Source organism: Arthrobacter sp. MYb224 (assembly GCF_002975455.1).
In the GTDB taxonomy this organism is placed as follows: domain Bacteria; phylum Actinomycetota; class Actinomycetes; order Actinomycetales; family Micrococcaceae; genus Glutamicibacter.
In genome coordinates this window covers 1-13,917 of record NZ_PCPU01000009.1, presented here as the reverse complement: position 1 = coordinate 13,917, position 13,917 = coordinate 1, and the positions used below count along the sequence as shown (strand labels likewise).

The 13,917-nt window shown below is 64.9% G+C and carries 11 protein-coding genes; 7 read left to right on the top strand and 4 right to left on the bottom strand.

Translation table 11 applies throughout. The annotated features are described in order from the left end of the window. Nucleotides 1-111 precede the first annotated feature (111 nt). The gene (locus CQ017_RS15030) at nucleotides 112-1,008 is read left to right on the top strand and encodes a LysR family transcriptional regulator (protein ID WP_105554367.1); all 897 of its coding nucleotides are present in this window, start codon (nucleotides 112-114) and stop codon (nucleotides 1,006-1,008) included. Nucleotides 1,009-1,062: 54 nt separating this feature from the next. Here CQ017_RS15030 and CQ017_RS15025 read toward each other — a convergent pair whose 3' ends face one another. Further along, nucleotides 1,063-1,773: a FadR/GntR family transcriptional regulator gene (locus tag CQ017_RS15025; RefSeq protein WP_258133727.1), complete on the bottom strand. Its 711-nt coding sequence runs from the start codon at nucleotides 1,771-1,773 to the stop codon at nucleotides 1,063-1,065. Between the two features lie 154 nt (nucleotides 1,774-1,927). Between CQ017_RS15025 and CQ017_RS15020 the strand changes: the two genes are divergently transcribed. The 3 genes from CQ017_RS15020 to CQ017_RS15010 all read left to right on the top strand — a co-directional run bounded on the left by CQ017_RS15020 (nucleotide 1,928) and on the right by CQ017_RS15010 (nucleotide 6,066). Further along, complete coding sequence (locus CQ017_RS15020; RefSeq protein ID WP_105554366.1) at nucleotides 1,928-3,289, top strand: SLC13 family permease; 1,362 nt, start codon at nucleotides 1,928-1,930, stop codon at nucleotides 3,287-3,289. A 72-nt stretch (nucleotides 3,290-3,361) separates the two neighbouring features. Continuing rightward, nucleotides 3,362-4,561, top strand: a complete 1,200-nt coding sequence (locus tag CQ017_RS15015) for a CaiB/BaiF CoA-transferase family protein (RefSeq protein ID WP_105554365.1) — start codon at nucleotides 3,362-3,364, stop codon at nucleotides 4,559-4,561. After that, nucleotides 4,558-6,066 carry a carboxyl transferase domain-containing protein gene (locus CQ017_RS15010; protein WP_105554364.1) on the top strand — a complete coding sequence of 503 codons (1,509 nt, stop codon included), beginning with the start codon at nucleotides 4,558-4,560 and terminating at the stop codon, nucleotides 6,064-6,066. Before CQ017_RS15015 ends, CQ017_RS15010 begins: the two co-directional genes overlap by 4 nt. A 96-nt stretch (nucleotides 6,067-6,162) precedes the next feature. Here the strand turns inward: CQ017_RS15010 and CQ017_RS15005 are convergent, their stop codons facing one another. Together CQ017_RS15005 and CQ017_RS15000 are read right to left on the bottom strand one after the other, a co-directional pair. Then, nucleotides 6,163-6,744, bottom strand: coding sequence for a dihydrofolate reductase family protein (locus tag CQ017_RS15005; RefSeq protein WP_105554363.1), 582 nt, complete (start codon nucleotides 6,742-6,744; stop codon nucleotides 6,163-6,165). A gap of 149 nt (nucleotides 6,745-6,893) precedes the next feature. Next, nucleotides 6,894-8,498: an HNH endonuclease signature motif containing protein gene (locus tag CQ017_RS15000; RefSeq protein WP_105554362.1), complete on the bottom strand. Its 1,605-nt coding sequence runs from the start codon at nucleotides 8,496-8,498 to the stop codon at nucleotides 6,894-6,896. A gap of 579 nt (nucleotides 8,499-9,077) precedes the next feature. Here CQ017_RS15000 and CQ017_RS14995 point away from each other — a divergent pair. Further along, nucleotides 9,078-11,054, top strand: a complete 1,977-nt coding sequence (locus CQ017_RS14995; RefSeq protein ID WP_105554361.1) for a BCCT family transporter — start codon at nucleotides 9,078-9,080, stop codon at nucleotides 11,052-11,054. 21 nt (nucleotides 11,055-11,075) lie between these two features. Here CQ017_RS14995 and CQ017_RS14990 read toward each other — a convergent pair whose 3' ends face one another. Continuing rightward, nucleotides 11,076-11,990 (bottom strand): formylglycine-generating enzyme family protein, encoded by a 915-nt coding sequence (locus CQ017_RS14990; protein ID WP_105554360.1) that lies wholly within the window; start codon nucleotides 11,988-11,990, stop codon nucleotides 11,076-11,078. A gap of 40 nt (nucleotides 11,991-12,030) precedes the next feature. Here CQ017_RS14990 and betC point away from each other — a divergent pair, with 40 nt between their 5' ends. Together betC and CQ017_RS14980 are read left to right on the top strand one after the other, a co-directional pair. Next, a complete protein-coding gene (betC, locus tag CQ017_RS14985; protein WP_105554359.1) occupies nucleotides 12,031-13,566 on the top strand; it encodes a choline-sulfatase in 1,536 nt (511 codons plus the stop codon). Between the two features lie 62 nt (nucleotides 13,567-13,628). Further along, a partial coding sequence (locus CQ017_RS14980) for an aldehyde dehydrogenase family protein (RefSeq protein WP_146112499.1) occupies nucleotides 13,629-13,917 on the top strand: 289 nt, incomplete at its 3' end.

Genomic DNA, 13,917 nt, shown 5'->3' with positions numbered 1-13,917 from the left:
CAGTGAGGTACTGTAGATCACAGTAGGAGATGAATTACGTGCGCACCAGTGCCGTTTCCTGCATGAGGTTTGAGTTAAACGCAAAATGCTAGTCGAGCGGAGTTCCCAGGAATGCAAACGTTGCCGACCGCGCTGCGCTATTTCCACGAAGTGGCCAGCACCGGCTCCATCTCCGAAGCGGCCGAAGCCCAGCATGTTTCCGCTTCGGCCATTAGCCGCCAGATCACCCAGCTCGAGCATCAAGTCGGGTCCGCGGTTTTCCGCCGCCACGCCCGTGGAATGGAATTGACGGATGCGGGAGTCCTGTTGCTGGCGCATACCCGTCGCATGCTGGCCGAGGGCGAGCAGCTGACCCATGATCTGAGCGAACTGTCCATCGGGGCATCGCGGATCATCGAGGTGGTCAGCTCGGAGGGGCTGGCGGCATCGCTGACACCGCGGGCGGTGTCGGCCTTTTGCAAGGAGCACCCCGAGGTTTCGGTTCACCTGAGCGTCTTGCCCTCCGCGGAGGCCACCCGGCAAGTCATCGAAGGAACGGCGGACCTCGCCACAATTTTTGCGCTGGGGCCGCAGCGCGGCGTCAACGTCGAGCATTCCTGCCCTGCGCCGGCATATGCCGTCGTCAGCACCGGGCATCCCCTGGCGGTTCGCACCGAGGTGTCGCTGGCCGAGCTATGCGACTATCCGATGTCCATGCCCGCGAAAGGCATCACCCAACGCGAGCTCTTCGACATAGCCACGTCCATGGCAGGCCTCACACCTAAAATCGTGCTGACCACGGATCACATCAACCCGGCAATGGAGTTTGCGCGCTCCGGAGCCGGGGTGACTCTATTGAGCCATTTCGCCCGCCGCGACGGCCTGAGCCACGGCCTGAAATTCATCCCGATCGACCATCCGGCGTTGGCCGAACGCACCGCGCAGATCCTCACGATGCCAAGGCGGCGACAACCTGCCCTGGTCAGCGCCTTAATTCAGCAGATCGCCGCGCACATGCAGGAATACTAGAGCCGAGGCACCGGGGCACGTCCGTCCCACGGGCCGAAGGCACCTGTGATGCGACTAGTTATCGTCCTTCAGCAATGCCACATCGGACACCATCTCAATATGCTCACCCATGGCATCGGCGGCGCCTTGGGCATCACCAGCGCGGATGGCGTCGGCGATCTTGTGGTGGGACTCCAGCGAACGCTCGGGACGACCGGGCTGCCCGAGGGATTCGATGCGGGTTTCAAGGACCATCTCGGCGATGAACGTCATCAGCTTCTGCAGCACTGATGACTTCGCCGCTCCCGTGATCGCCTCATGGAACAGCTCATCCCCGCGCGCGCCGCGTCCGCCATCGCCGATTTCTGCGGCCATCACCTCCAGCGCCTGGTCAATTTTCTGCAGGTCGGCCTCCGTGCGGCGCTCGGCGGCCAGCGCGGCCAGCTTGACCTCCAAGGTGCTGCGCGCCTCGACGATATCCGGCAAGCGGTTTTTGTGCGCCCGCAGATCGCGCAGCACGGTGGCGACGCTGGGCCGGTACATCAGCACCGCTCCGGTGCCATGCTGCACATCGATGACTCCGAGAACTTCCAAAGCCACCAGCGCTTGGGCGAGAGTCGCCCGCGAAACGCCCAGCTGCTCCGCCAATTCGCGTTCCGCCGGCAGATGGTCGCCGGGGCCGAGCTGCTCTTCTTCCACAAAAGTCAGGATCTGCTGCATCAGTTGCTCATAGAGCCGCGGGCGTTGCACCTTTGCAAACTGCCTGGGCTTCTTGGCTTCAGCCACCTTGATTCCTTCCTCACGAATGCGTTATAGCTCAAACCTACACCGAAAATTCGCTTGACAAGACACCGAGAGTCTAGGAGGCTAGGCCAGTGAGCCAGTGATGCCCATCACAGGCAAATCAACGACCACGCAACCTTCAATAAAAGGAATTCCCATGTCTGTCGCGCTTGTTTCCATCATCGTGCTGGCGGTGATGTTCATAATTGCCACGATGTTCCCGATCAACATGGGGGCTTTGGCCTTCGTCGGAGCATTTCTGCTCGGCACGGTTTTTCTCGGCATGGATGCCAAGGACATCCTCGCGAACTTCCCCGGAGGATTGTTCCTGACCCTGGTCGGCGTCACCTATCTGTTTGCCATCGCGCAGAATAACGGCACCATCGACGTCCTGGTGGACAAGGCGGTGAAGCTCGTCGACAATCGAATCTCGCTGATCCCCTGGGTCATGTTCGCCATCACCGCGGCCATCACCTCCATCGGCGCCCTGGGCCCGGCGGCGGTAGCGATCATCGCGCCGATCGGTCTGACCTTCGCCCAGAAATACAAGATCAACCCGCTGATGATGGGCATGCTCATCGTGCACGGCGCGCAGGCCGGCGGCTTCTCCCCGATCGCCGTCTACGGCGTCATCGTCAACGGACTCATCGAAGAAGCCGGCTTCCCCTTCAGCCCCACCGCATTGTTCCTGACCAGCTTCGTATTCAACCTCGTCATCGCGGTCGTGCTCTTCCTGGTGCTCGGCGGCAAGAAGCTCGCCGGACAGCGCGCCGGCGCCATTGCCGAACGCGTCGCGGAGGCACGCCTGTCGGTATCCGTGGGCACCCGCGGGGCCGACGTCGATTTCAAGGGCAGCGGATCGGGCACCTACGGGCCACGCGATCCGGCCGGAGACGGCGCAGCGCCCAAGGCGCCCGGCCAGCGTTTCGGACAGACCATGACGATCATCGGGCTGATCGCCCTGGCCGTGATCGCCCTGGGCTTCAAGGTCGATGTCGGATTCGTATCCATCACCATCGCGGTCTTCCTCGCCCTGGTCAACCCGGCCGGGCAAAAGGGCGCGGTCAACAAGATCAGCTGGTCCACGGTGCTGCTCATCTGCGGCATGCTCACCTTCGTCGGTGTGCTCCAAGAAGCCGGAACCATCGAATACGCCTCCAACGCCGTGGCCACCCTGGGCGCACCGCTGCTGGCGGGCTTGCTGATCTGCTACATCGGCGCACTCGTTTCGGCCTTCGCCTCCTCCACCGCCATCCTGGCGGCGCTGATCCCGCTGGCCATCCCCTTCCTCAACACCGGATCCATCAGCGCTGTCGGCCTGATCTGCGCGCTGGCCATCGCCTCCACCGTGGTGGATGTTTCCCCGTTCTCCACCAACGGCGCGCTGGTGCTGGCCAATGCGCCGGAAGGCACGGACAAGGACCGCTTCTACAAGCAGGTCCTCGGCTACGGCGGCATCGTTGTCCTCGTCGGACCGCTGCTGGCCTGGGCCACGCTGGTGCTGCCGGGCTGGCTCTAAGCCCGCACTCCCCATTCAATCCAAGATTTGCTAGGAGGAGCCTTGAGCTCTACGACGGCCGTTGCCGAGAAAATGCAGTCAACCACCGCCGGCCCCTTGAACGGATACGTGGTGCTCGACCTGACCCGGGCGCTGGCCGGGCCCCATGCGGGAATGATGATGGGCGACCTTGGCGCCAAGGTGATCAAGGTGGAATCCGTCGAAACCGGGGACGACACCCGAGGCTGGGGTCCGCCCTTTGCCGGACCGGAGGACAACCCGCAAGCCACCTATTTCCTCTCCTGCAACCGCAATAAGCAGTCGCTGTCGCTGAACCTGAAAGCCGCGGCGGACAAGGAAAAGCTCGTTGAGCTGATCAAGCACGCCGACGTGCTGATGGAGAACTTCCGCACCGGGGTGCTGGAGCGGCTCGGATTCAGCACCGCGGTGCTGCACGAGCTCAATCCGCGGCTGGTGATCATGTCCATCACCGGCTTCGGCCACGACGGGCCCGAGGCCCACCGCAGCGGCTACGACCAGATCCTGCAGGGCGAGGCCGGGCTGATGTCGATTACCGGTTCCGGCCCCGAGGATCCGCAGAAGGTCGGGGTGCCCATCGCGGATCTGCTCTCCGGGATGTACGGCGCCTTTGGCGCCCTGGCGGCACTGCTGGAACGCGAGCAGACCGGGCGCGGACAGGTGGTGCGCACCTCGCTGCTCGCCTCGATCGTTGGGGTGCACGCATTCCAAGGAACCCGGGCCACCGTAGCCGGCCAGAACCCCCGCGCCATCGGCAACCACCACCCGTCCATCGCCCCCTATGGCCTCTACCCCTGCAACGGAGGCAAGGTGCAGATCAGCGTCGGCAGCGAAAAACTCTGGCAGAAATTCGCGGCGACCTTCGGCCTGGCACCCGACGATGCCCGCTTCGCCAGCAATGCCGCCCGCGTGGAGCACCGGTCGCAGCTGAACCCGCTCATCGAGCAGGCCTTCTCCGGCTACGGGGCAACCGAACTTCTGGCCCTGCTCGACTCGGCGGGCATCCCCTCGGGCAAGGTGCGGAGCATCGAGGAAGTCTACGAATGGGAACAGGTCAAATCCCAGGGGCTCATCGTCGAGGTCGAGCATGAGGTGCTGGGCAAGATCAGCCTCCCCGGCCCGCCATTGCGTTTCTTCGACCCCGCCACCAGCGCGGAAACCACCAAAACCAGGCATAGCGCCCCACCGTTGCTGAACGCCGACGCCGCGGACATCGAACAATGGCTGGACGCCGGAAGGGAGGAACGGTCATGAACACCAAAACCGCTCACCTCGGCGCGGCCGAACTGCTCGGCATCGTGCTGGACGAAGGCTCCTTTGAATCCTGGGACAGCACCCCGCGCCAGCCCGAGCTCAGCGAAAGCTACGCGGCGGATCTGGACGCCGCGCGGCTCAAGAGCGGTGCCGATGAATCGGTGCTCACCGGCAAGGGAATGATCCAAGGGCGGCCGGTGGCGGTGATCGTCTCGGAGTTCAAATTCCTGGCCGGGTCCATCGGGCAAGCCGCGGTGAAACGCATCGTCGCCGCGATCACGCGGGCCACCAGCGAAGGGCTGCCCCTGCTCGCCGGACCCGCCTCGGGCGGCACCCGGATGCAGGAAGGCACCCTGGCCTTCCTCGGCATGGTTGCGATCACCGATGCGGTGCGCCGGCATAAGGAAGCCGGTCTGGCCTATTTGGTGTATTTGCGCCATCCGACCACCGGCGGGGTGATGGCTTCCTGGGGTTCGCTGGGACACATCACCGTGGCCGAACCCGAAGCGCTGCTCGGCTTCTTGGGACCCCGCGTCTATGAGTCGCTATCTGGGGAAAAGTTCCCCGAAGGAGTGCAGGTCTCCGAGAACCTCTTCCGCAAGGGATTGATCGACGCGGTGGTCGACCCGCAGGAACTGCCCGAGCTGGTGCTGCGGGCATTGCGGATCCTGCAGCCGGCCGAGGTGGGCGCTTCGTTGCCCGCGCCGCTGGGCCGGACGGCGCCCGGCAGCACGCCTGATGTGTGGGATTCGGTGCAGATCAGCCGCAATCCGCGCCGCCCGGATACCCGCATGGTTCTCGCCTCCGCCGACGACGCGCTGCCGCTGAACGGGACCGGGCAGGGGGAAAAGGACCCCGGCCTGATTCTCGCGCTGGCGCGCTTCGGCGACCAGCGATGCGTGGTACTTGGCCAGCAGCGTCCACGCCACCTAAGCACCTCCAGCATGGGCCCAGCCTCCTTGCGCGAGGCACGCCGCGGCATGCAATTGGCCCAGGAGCTCGGCCTGGCCCTGGTGACCATCATCGACACCACCGGGGCCGAGCTTTCGGCCGAGGCCGAAGAAGGCGGGCTGGCCGGCGAGATCGCCCGGTCGCTGAGCGAGCTGATCGGGCTTCGCTCCCCCTCGGTATCGGTGCTGCTTGGCCAGGGCACCGGCGGGGCCGCGCTGGCGCTGCTCCCGGCCGACCGGACCATTGCCGCGCAGAATTCGTGGCTCTCGCCGCTGCCGCCGGAAGGCGCGAGCGCCATCATCCACCGCAGCATCGAGCAGGCGCCCCAGATGGCCCGCGCGCAACGCATCGGAGTCGGCTCGCTGTGCGGCTTCGGGCTGGTCGACCACGTGGTCGACGAGCTCGATGAGGCCGCCGGGCACCCGCGTGAATTCGCGCAGAAGCTCTGTGCGGCGATCGCCGCCGAGGTTTCCTTGGCCCGGGTGATTCCCGACGAATACAGGTTGGAGCGCCGGCAGCAGAAGTTCCAGAACCTGGGAACCTTAGGCACCTAGCCGGCGCAGCTTGCCTGCGCTACTCCGCGCGAATCCCGGGGCGCTAGCGATTGAATTCGCCGGCGCCCCGGGATTTTGTCGTCGCAGCACGCTCGGTTAACGGCGCACCGGGTAGCGCAGGTGGAGCACCCGGTCGCCCTGAATCACCGCGTCGGGATCCTCCAGCGGGTGCTGGGCGTGGGCCGGCCCGAAGTAGCGCTTGCCGGAGCCGAACACGACGGGAACGACGTCCATGCGCACCTCGTCGACCAGGCCCGCGGCCAGCGCCTGGCCGCCAACATCGCCAGCGGAGACCTCGACGATGCGCTCACCGGCGAGCTCCTGCGCCTTGGCCACGGCTGCTGCGACGCCGTCGACGAAGTGAAAAGGCGCCTCGGGATCCCAGCCCTCGGGCTTCGGCCGGTGCGTCACGACGACCATGTGCTCGACCCCGCTCGGCGGCTTCCCGTCCCAGCCATCCGTCATGTCGAAGACGTGGCGGCCGACGATCGTCACCCCGATCCGGTCCCAGTATGGCCGGGTGTAGTCGTAGGATGCCTGCGACACCTTCAAGGCGCCGCTCCCGTCCAACGGGACTTCGCCGGCGGTCAACCAGTCGAACAGCGCTCCGGGCTGGTCGTTCGCATCCGCGATAAAACCGTCCACCGACACCGAGCCGTACATGACCACCTTGCCCACGGGACGCTCCTTTGCTTTGGGGTGCCTCATCGTAGCAGTTCCGCATAGATCAGGGTGCAGCGGGCGGACGTTGCCTTGCCTGAGCCGACCGGCTCGTGGGGCTCGGTCTCGTATTGACCAGGCCGCGGTTCGGCGCGCGGGAACTCCGGCTAGCCGTCCTCGCCCCAGTAGGTATTGCGCCGCGGCTTTTGCTCCGGGTCGATGTGCTTGGGCAGGATCACCCACGGCAGCCCGTCCTGGAAGATGACCTTGATAATTCCGAGGTCATAGGCCGTATGGTGCGCGTCGCAGCCTGGCCCGGAATTTTCCAGGCTCGTATCCCCGCCGTCGGCGTGGGATTTGATGTGGTGGATTTCCACCCGTTCCGGAGGCGTGGTGCAGCCAGGCACCAGGCATCCACGGTCCCGCGCCAGCACCGCCTTGCGCAGGCTCGGCGGAACCAGCCGCTTAGCTCGGCCGAAGTCCAGAAGTTCACCGCGCCCGCCGAACACCGCCGGAATGATCTTCGCATCGCATAAGAGTTTTCTCAGCTCCCCCGGCGGAAGATCCATTCCATGGGCCGTTCGCCCGTGGGCCCCGGCCAGGTTTCGCAGATCATCGATTTTCATGTGGACGATGACCTCGGGTTCGATGCGGCGTCTCCCGGCGTCCTCTCCGGAAGTGCCCAGCAGTTCCAAGAGCGCATTCAACGCTCGTTCCGGTGGGCTCACCCGCATCTGCGGCGCCTCCGGTTCCCACCGGGCACCGGCCGCCTCGGGAGGCAGGAAGTCGGGCAGCTGGGGCTGTTCGGGCAGGGAGTCCGATCCCTGCGCCGTCCCGGAATGACCCGGGTTTTGCCGTGCGCGCTGGCCGGCCTGGGTTTTCGGGTTGTTCGCCTGGGCGATCAGCGAGTCGAGCATTTCGGCTTCGAGCAACCCGACGCGCAAAACGAATTCAACGACCTGTGGGTTGCTGGTTTGCCGCCGATACATGCCCCGGCACAGCGCCGCAGCGGTGGAGGTCTCGGGATGAGAGCTGGCGATCGTGATCAGGCTGCCGATCTTCTTCTCGGCTTCCTTCTCGGTCAGCTCATCGTGCAGGATCTGTGCCGCACGTTCTTCAACCGCGATTCCGGAGTTGTCCAGCAGCGTCGGCTCGGTCGGGGTGCCTTCAAAGGTGGTGTCTTCCGGTTCGCGGCGCGAGATCTTCTTGCTGGTCTCGCAGACCGCCTCGGGGCTGACTTTCGGATCATCGAGCAGCTGGCCCAGATGCGGGAAGCGTGGAGGCACCGGTTGCCCTGCGGGATCACGACGCCCGATCAGGTCGCTGGCGTCGAGCATCATCCGCTTGGCCTTGGCGTAGCTGATCTTCAGCCAGCTGGCCAGCAGCTCTGCAGGGTCTTTGAAGCAGGAGCGCCCGGAAGCGCGGCGTGCGGCGCGGGTGGTATCGGCGGGCTGGACGCGCAGTTCGTTGAGCTCTTCGGCTTCCAGCTGGTGCGCGTTGGTGGCGGCCAGCCGATCCGCGGCCACCAGGCTCATCCGGGTGCATTCATCCTGGATCCGCTTCGCGGCGGCCAGTAGTTCCAGGGCCAGGCGTGGGTCTGCGGTGTCTTGCAATGCCCGCCGCAATCCGATGAGCACCTGGGTCTCTTGTTCGATGACCGCCCGCAGCGCGGCCCCGTCGATCCGGCGGCACGCCTCGGCGTCGGTCGGCTGCAGCGTCTCCAGCAGCTGGCCGTACCCGTCGAGGGCCTGATCCAGGTCGGTGGTGTCCATGCAGACCAGTGTGCCCCGATGCGCGGCCCGCCGGGATGCGCCAGAAAAATCTGTGGATAAGTGCGTCCGATCGGGCGCCGCGCCGGATCATCCGCTGGCGCAGGAACCGTTCGAGGGCCGGACGCGGCTTCTTGGTACGAAGATTTTTCCAGGCTTCCTTGACTCCGTGATGCGCCACGTCTAGGGTCTTGTGTCATGCGCCACGTCGATTTCCACACACAGTCCACGGACTGGTCGATCTCTGTTGCGCGCAATCTGTCCAGCATCAATGCAGCTGAGAAGCTTCGCATAAACTCTCCTCGGCGAACCGCAGGCTACGAGAATGATTCCTGGGAATCCAATGCCATTGGCTGGTGGGGCTGCGAGCCGTAGCCACACGGCACCCGTGTAGGCACTTTTGAACCAGGCCTCGATGGTTTGGTTCCACTTGAGCATGGCTTCGATGCCGGCTCACTCATCCCAGCTCCTTAATCGCACCGCGCCCCCGTTGGCCGTTCAGTCATGTCGTTCGCTCTCTCATCCGCCATGCCTGTTCCCACGCCGCCGGGGTGCCCCTGCATCACCAAAGGTAGAATTTCCATGTCCAAAACCGATGAAACCCGGCCCACCCCTGGGGCGGAAACTGCGCAGGACCGAAAACGGAAAAAGTCTCGGCGGCGGTTGCCCAATCTCGATTTTCGCCGACCCGGATATCCGCATAATATCCACCCGGCGCTTGTTCCGGGTATCGGAATCGACGAACAGCGCCGTCGCTACCAGGTCAGCAAGCTTGTCCTCTGCCTCACCGGGGCACTGACCATTGGATTCGTCGTGTGGGGAATCCTCGATCCGGCCGGCGTTGCCAATATAGCTTCCGCCGCGTTCTCCTGGTCCACGCTCAACCTGGGCTGGCTGTTCAATACCGTCGCCATCATCACCCTGGTCTCCCTGATAGGCCTGGCGATCTCTCCCTATGGAAAAATATGCCTCGGCAAGGACGGAGAAAAGCCGGAATTCAGCACTTTCTCCTGGGTCGCGATGCTCTTTGCGGCCGGCATCGGCATCGGAGTACTGTTTTTCGGCCCGTCCGAGCCGCTGACCCATTTCATTGCCCCTCCGCCGTTGACGCACCAAGCGGAAACTACCGAGGCCATGCACGGCGCCATGGCGCAGACCTATTTCCACTGGGGCTTCCATGCCTGGGCCATGTACGCGCTGGTTGGCGGTGCCATCGCCTACGCGGCGTACCGCCGCGGCCGGGCACTGCTCATGTCCTCCATCTTCCGCACCTTATTCGGCCAGCGATATTCGGAAGGCTTCGCCGGCAAGCTCATCGATGTGTTCGCGATCGTGGCCACACTATTTGGCACCGCGGCGGCTCTTGGCATCGCGGCGATGCAAATCGGCACCGGCATCACCATCGTCACCGGCGCGGGTGAACTGACCAATAACATGCTGGTCATCCTGATTCTCCTGCTGACGGTTGCCTTCATCATCTCGGCGGTTTCCGGGGTTTCGCGGGGCATCCGGTATCTGTCGAGCATCAACATCATCCTCACCGTGGGCATCGTCGGGCTGGTGCTGTTCCTTGGCCCCACGCTGTTTCTGCTCAATCTGCTGCCCTCGTCATTGATGGAATATCTCGGTTCGATGTTCGAGCTGATGGGGCGTTCGCTGTCCTGGGGCGCGGAAACCCAGGAGTTCCAGTCCGTCTGGACCGTGTACTACTGGGCCTGGTGGATCTCCTGGTCGCCATTCGTCGGCTCGTTCATCGCACGCATCTCGCGGGGGCGGACCATCCGGCAGTTCCTGCTGGGCACGATCCTGATTCCCTCATCGCTGCTCTTTGTCGCCTACGGCATCATGGGCGGCACCTCGATCTGGATGTACCAGCAGGGAATGCCGGGGTTCAGCGCCGATATGCCCGCCCCGCAGGTGTTCTTCACCATGATCGAGAATCTGCCGTACCTGCAGTGGCTGCCGTACGTGGCCATCGTGGTGCTGGCGATCTTCTTCATCACCTCCGCTGACTCGGCCTCGGTGGTGATGGGCATCTTGACCTCCCGGGGCAATCAGGAACCCAGCCGGTGGATCGTGGTCTTCTGGGGCCTGGTGATGTCCGGGATCGCCGTCGTCATGCTCTTGCTCGGCGATTCCTCTGCGTTGGCAGGCCTCCAGCAACTGGTCATCGTCAGCGCGGTCCCATTTGCCTTCATCATGCTGCTGATCATCGTCGCCTGGTTCCGCGATTTGCGGACCGATCCGTTCGCGCTGCGGCACCACTACGCCGAAAATGCGATCAATAACGCGGTATTCGAAGGTGTCGACCGCTACGGGGACGACTTCGCTCTGCACGTGGTCGCCACGACGCCCGGCGAAGGAGCCGGTGCCGATGTGGATTCCACCAGCGAGGAATACACCGAGTGGTATCAGCGCACGGACGAGAACGGACAGCCGGTGGGGTACAGCTACGCCACGGGCGAGTGGGCCGACGGCTGGGATCCGAAAACCGGGGAGATTTCGCTGCAGCCGGTGGTGGACTCCCCGGATAAACCCGGCGGCGAACCGCGGCGTTGAGCCGGTCGCCGGAGGCGCAGCTCAGCTCACGTCTGCGGCCAAGCGAAATCCCGTATGGGCCAGCGAGGTGTCGGCGGTGACGGCGGTGCGTGCCGAGGTCCGGTATCGCCGGCAATACGAGGCGTGGCACATGTGCGAACCACCGCGCACGGCGGGACGCGGATCCTCAGCGGAGAAGATCCCCGAGGTCCATTCCCAGACGTTGCCGGTCATGTTGTAGAGGCCGAATCCGTTGGGCGGATATGCGGCCACCTCCACGGTGCCGACCGGGCTGGTGGGGCCATGCGGGAATTCTCCGGCGAAGGTCTTCATCCGGGCCTGTCCCCCGGGCTCGAATTCGGCGCCCCAGGGATAAGGCTGCTGCTCCAGCCCGCCCCGGGCGGCGAATTCCCACTCTGCCTCGCTGGGCAGCCGGGCGCCGACCCACTGCGCGTAGCTTAGGGCATCGCGCAGAGATACGTGGGTCACCGGATGGTTTGCCCGCTTCAGGGCATCCGAGTCCGGACCTTCGGGTCGCTGCCAGTTGGCCCCGGCGACCGTGCACCACCACGGGGCATGCTCGTCGGGCGTTGCAAGCCTGCGTGTTTCGTTTGACAAGTTCCCGGCGAAGACCAGGGAATCCCCGTGGACTTCCGCATCGCTGCGGTATCCGGTGGCCAAGACGAAAACGGCGAATTCCGCGACGGTTACCGCGGTGGCGGCGATGGCGAAGGGCGGCACGGCGACTTCACGCACCGGGCCTTCGCCATCTGCCCGGTAGGCCAGTTCGTCCTCGCTGCCCATCAGGAAGCTGCCGCCGGCCAATCCGAGCAGGCGCAGCTGTTCCGGAGCCCGGGCCGCCAGGATCTCCAGCTGGCTTGCCTGCCGGGCCGCAGCCGGCACCGGCCGCGCAGGAGGGGTATTCCCCGATCGCTGGGCTCCACAGCATGCACTCATCAACTAGCTCCAATTTCAGTTACTACGAAAGGAAAAAACGATGTCAATCAAACGACCTAACATCATTGTTATCCAAGCCGACCAGATGGCCGCCCAAGCGCTTGGCGCCTACGGAGATCAGGCAGCCAAGACGCCGCATATCGACGCATTGGCCGAATCCGGGGCGGTTTTCGACCGCGCCTACTGTAACACCCCGCTGTGCGCCCCGTCACGCGCCTCGATGATGACCGGACAGATGCCTTCGGATCTGGGCTGCTTCGACAACGGCGACGACTTCGCCGCCTCGATTCCCACCTTCGCCCACCGGCTGCGCGGGGCCGGATACCACACGGCCCTCATTGGCCGGATGCACTTCATCGGCCCGGACCAGCAGCATGGATTCGAGCAGCGGCTCACCACGGATGTCTACCCGGCGGATCTGGACATGATCCCGGATTGGACCCGCCCGCTGGAACAGCGCTTGCAGTGGTACCACGATGCCGCCGCGGTCTTCGAGGCCGGGGTGTCCAAGGCAAGCGTGCAGCAGGACTTCGACGACGAGGTCACGTTCCGTTCCTTGCGCCATCTCAACGACCGGGTGCGGGCGAACCAGGCCGCGGGCGAGGACCTGCCGTTTTTGATGGTCACCTCCTTCATCCACCCGCACGACCCCTATGAGCCGCCGCGCGAGCACTGGGACCGGTTTGCCGACGGCGAGATTCCCGACCCGGCGCACCCCGAGGTTCCCGACCGCGCCCAGGATCCGCATAGCCATCGCCTGCGCGCGATGAGCGGCTTCGACCAGCGCTATCCGGATCTCGACGGCGTGCGCCGGGCGCGCCGCGCCTACTACGCGGCGGTGAGCTACATCGATGACCAGATCGGGCGAATCCGCGCCCAGCTGCAGGCACTGGATCTCGACGACAACACGGTGATCATCGTGATCAGCGACCATGGCGACATGCTGGGTGAAAAGGGGCTGTGGTTCAAGATGTCCCCCTATGAGCAGTCTTCGCGGGTCCCGCTGATCATGCACGGGCCGGCGCATCTGGTGCCCACCGGCCGCTTCGCCGAGCCGGTGTCCCTGCTCGATCTCGCGCCGACGCTCCTGGACTTGGCCGGCATGGAAGCGGCGCAGCTTCCGGGCAGTTCCTTGACGGAATCGATGCGCCGCGCGCAGCGCGGCGCAGCCGGAGCCGGGGACCGCGATGTGGTCATCGAATACCTGGCCGAAGGGACCTTGCGTCCGCAGCTGACCATCGTCCGCGGGAACTACAAGTTCGTGCTCTGCCCGGGAGACCCGGAGCAGCTCTTCGATCTGGCGGCCGACCCCGATGAACTGCACAATGCAGCCACCGACCCGCAGCATGCCGAGGTCGTCGCGGCAATGCGCGGCGCGTTGGAATTCCGGTACGACCTGCCCCGGCTGGAGTCCAAGATCCTGGACAGCCAGTCAAGCCGCCGGGTGGTCGCCAACTCGCTGCAGCAGGGCAAGGTGCACCATTGGGACTACAATCCGGAGCCCGAACAGCGCTACGTGCGCGGCGATTTCTGGAACGCGCTGAAATACGGAACCATCACTGACCCCGAGCGCTAGGGCAACTGCCGCACCCGGCGCTGCCGCTACCGATAACCTTCGAAACTTTCTCTGGAGAACACATGAACCTGCAACCTCAACTAGCCAAGAGCCTTCAAGGCAACCAGAATCCGCGCTTGCACGGCGGCGAAACGCTGTTCATCGACGGCAGCTTTGGCCCGGCCAGCTCGGCCGCGACCAGGCAGATCTTCTGCCCGGCCAATGGCGAGCCGGTAGCACTCGTCTCCGAGGCCGGGCCCGCGGACGCCGAGGCCGCGATCGCCGCGGCCCGCCACGCCTTCGACACCGGGACCTGGTCCCAGCTCCCCGCCCCCGAACGCGGAGACTTCCTGCTGCGCGTCGCGGACCGGC